General features: G+C 65.8%; 3 protein-coding genes and 1 pseudogene. 1 reads left to right on the plus strand and 3 read right to left on the minus strand.

Annotated features, from left to right (window positions below; translation table 11 throughout):
* A partial coding sequence (locus EN781_RS28855) for a cytochrome P450 (RefSeq protein WP_145965690.1) occupies positions 1–1372 on the plus strand: 1372 nt, incomplete at its 5' end.
* 20 nt (positions 1373–1392) lie between these two features.
* Here EN781_RS28855 and EN781_RS28860 read toward each other — a convergent pair.
* The 3 genes and pseudogenes from EN781_RS28860 to EN781_RS35580 form a co-directional block, all read right to left on the minus strand.
* The gene (locus EN781_RS28860) at positions 1393–2367 is read right to left on the minus strand and encodes a complex I NDUFA9 subunit family protein (protein WP_126056896.1); all 975 of its coding nucleotides are present in this window, start codon (positions 2365–2367) and stop codon (positions 1393–1395) included.
* 120 nt (positions 2368–2487) lie between these two features.
* A complete protein-coding gene (locus EN781_RS28865) occupies positions 2488–2940 on the minus strand; it encodes a DoxX family protein (RefSeq protein WP_126056895.1) in 453 nt (150 codons plus the stop codon).
* 403 nt (positions 2941–3343) lie between these two features.
* Positions 3344–3476, minus strand: a pseudogene (locus EN781_RS35580) (Ldh family oxidoreductase); the annotation flags it as partial.

Here is a 3476-nt window from a genome sequence, read left to right on the forward strand (position 1 = left end):
TAGACGATGCGCATCATCTCCAGCGTCGACGGCGCCGAAGCCGCGTACCTCGCCGCCGTCGACGCTGGAGATGATGCGCATCGTCTATCGCAATCCGCTCGAACTGTGGGGCGAGCCGACCTACAACCAGCCATGGATCTCGGTGAACGGCATCGGCGGGCCGCTGGTCATCGCCAACGATCCCGGCCTCATCCGCCATGTGCTGGTCGACAATGCCAGGAATTACAAGATGGCGACGGTGCGCCAGATGATCCTGCGCCCGATCCTGCGCGACGGCCTGCTCACCGCCGAAGGCGAGGTGTGGAAGCGCTCGCGCAAGGCGATGGCGCCGGTGTTCACGCCGCGCCACATCTTCGGTTTCGCCCAGCCGATGCTGAAGCGCACGCTGGAGTTCGTCGCCCGCTACGAGGCGGGCGGCACCACCGACATCGCGCACGACATGACGCTGCTCACCTTCGACATCCTTGCCGAGACGCTGTTTTCCGGCGAGATCGCCGGCGAACCCGGCGGCTTCGCCAAGGAGATCGACCGCCTGTTCGAGACCATGGGCCGGGTCGATCCGCTCGACCTCCTGCGCGCTCCGCTATGGCTGCCGCGGCTCACCCGCATCCGCGGCCGCAAGACCATGGCCTATTTCCGCGACATCGTCGCCGGCACGGTGAAGATGCGCGAGGAGCGATTGAAGCGGGACCCCGATCATGTGCCGCAGGACTTCCTCACACTTCTGCTCAAGGCCGAAGGGCCGGACGGGTTGACGCGCTCGGAAGTCGAGGACAACATCATCACGTTCATCGGCGCCGGCCACGAGACGACGGCCCGCGCGCTCGGCTGGACGCTCTATTGCCTGGCCGAGGCGCCATGGGAGCGCGACAAGATTGAGCGCGAGATCGACGACGTGCTGTCGCGGGAGCCCGATCCAACAAAATGGCTGGACGCCATGCCGCTCACCCGCGCTGCCTTCGAGGAGGCGCTCAGGCTCTATCCGCCGGCGCCGTCGATCAACCGCGAGCCGATCGAGCCGGAAACCTGGAACGACCTGCATATACCGAAATATGCCGCCGTACTGGTGATGCCCTGGGTCGTCCACCGCCACCGCAAGCTGTGGGACAGGCCGGATGCCTTCATGCCGGAACGCTTCCATCCGGGAAACCGCGACCGCATCGACCGCTTCCAGTATCTACCCTTCGGCGCCGGCCCGCGCGTCTGCATCGGCGCCAGCTTCGCCATGCAGGAGGCGATCATCGCGCTTGCCATCCTGTTGTCGCGCTTCCGCTTCGACAGCACGCCCGAAACCCACCCATGGCCGGTGCAGAAGCTGACGACGCAGCCGCAAGGCGGCCTGCCGATGCAGGTCACCGTACGCGGTTCATAGCCGCTTGGCTGGTTTCGCGGTCAGGCCGCGGGTTTGCGCTGGAACTGGCCGGCGGCGCGGAAGCGCCAGAGATAGCTCGGCAATATGGTTCCGATCGACTGCGGCTGCAGGCCAAGGCCGGCAAGCGTCCGGCTTTCCCGGGCGGCCTGGTCGGACACAATGTTGTGCGCGCGCAGCTGCAGCACCTGGTCCTTGGTCAGCAGCGGGTTGGGCAGCAGGCCGAGGATCGAGGCTTGCAGGTTCGCCACCCACCACGGCACCGGCACCAGGATCCGCTTGCGGTCGATCACGGTGAGCAGTTCTTCCATGCATTCCTTGAAGGTGAGCACCTGCGGCCCGCCGAGCTCGTAGATGCGGCCGCCTTCGACCTTGCCGTCGACCGAGCGCGCGATGGCTTCGGCGACGTCGCCGACATAGACCGGCTGGAACTTGGTCTGGCCGCCGCCGAGCAGTGGCAGCACCGGCGAAAGGCGCGCCATGTTGGCGAAGCGGTTGAAGAAGCCGTCGTCCGGGCCGAAATTGATCGAGGGCCGGAAGATCACGGCGTCGCTGATCGTCTCCAGCACGGCCTTCTCGCCGAGCGCCTTGGTGCGCGCGTAGACCGACTGCGAATTGAGATCGGCGCCCAGCGCCGAGATGTGGGTGAGGCCGGCGCCGACCGAGCGCGCAGCCTCGGCCACGGCGCGGGCGCCGAAGTCGTGCACGGCGCCGAACTTCTGCCGCCCGCTCTCATGCAGTATGGCGACCAGGTTGACGACATGGTCGGCTTCCTGCACGGCGCGGTCGATCGACCAGCGCACGCGCACATTGGCCTGTACCGGCTGGATCTGGCCGACATTGCCGAGCGGCTGCAGATGGCCGGCAAGATCGGGGCGGCGGCAGGCGACCCGGATGCGGTAGCCGCGCTTGGCCAGCGCCCGCACGACATGACGGCCGACAAAGCCGGAGCCGCCGAAGACGACGACGAGCTTTGGGATCTGCAGGATTTCGGTCATGGCTGGCTCCGGCGCGCTTTCCAAGTGGCACTGGCTCTTGGCTGAAGCCGTTTCATAGTCGGTTTCGCGCCAAAGGCAAAGGGCATGCGGAACCAATCACGAGGCTTGTTTCTGCCCTCGTCAGAACGCCCTGCCGATCCGGGCGTCGACCGATTGGCTGTTGCCGCCGCGGATGACGAAGAAGAGCAGGATCGCCGCCCAGATGAGTGACTTTTCCGCGCCGGAGAAACCCTGACCCATGCTCATCCAGTGGAACCACACCGTGACCAGGAGCACGATGAGGCCGGCAAACGCGGCCGGACGGGTCAACAGGCCGATGGCGATCAGGATGCCGCCGAAGAATTCGGTGCAGGCAAGCAGCGGCGACCAGAAGGCGCCCGGATAGAAGCCGAGCCCTTCGACCATCTCGGTGGCGCCGAACGGGTCCGTAATCTTCTGCGAGCCGTGGATGGCGAGGAAGATGCCCGCTACTGCGCGCAGGACGGTTTCAGCCGTGTTGTTCAAGGCCGCGTAGAAGCCACCGAGGGCCGGGATGAAAAGTCTCTTGCTCGACATATCGGTACTCGCGGACATCAAGGTCTCCTTTGTTGCGACGATCCCGCAAACGCCCGATTGCGGGAATGCAGTCAAATAAACAAAAGTTGACCAAAAGAAGAATGTTTTATCGCGTCAGGCGTGAAACGCAGAAAACCCCGCCGAAGCGGGGTTTTCCGGGCGTCGCGCGCACCGAAACAGGGTCTGACGAGACGGCCTGACCTGAGACGGCATCAAGTTCGGCGTGAACAAGCACGCCCGCCCCAGCCCTGAACGCCCGGCACGGCGCCGCCAACCGCAAGCCGCGACAAAGCCACCCCTGCGGCTCGCGGTGTGAGATGCTGGAGATGGGTCGCCGCGACGAGCAAAAAGGTTCAGTCGGGTGCGAAAAGCCGCGCCTAAATGCCGGGCTCAGGTAGACCGCGGGGCTCGGGCCGCGAAGTCAGCGGGAGGAATAGCGCTCGGCGAATTCGGAGATGCGCTGGATCACCGCCTTGGGCGCGGTGATGCCGCGCGCCACGGCCTTCTCCGCCGCCTCGGCCCGAGCACGTCCCGGCACATGCACGCCATAGCGG

The organism is Mesorhizobium sp. M4A.F.Ca.ET.090.04.2.1, assembly GCF_003999085.1.
In the GTDB taxonomy this organism is placed as follows: domain Bacteria; phylum Pseudomonadota; class Alphaproteobacteria; order Rhizobiales; family Rhizobiaceae; genus Mesorhizobium.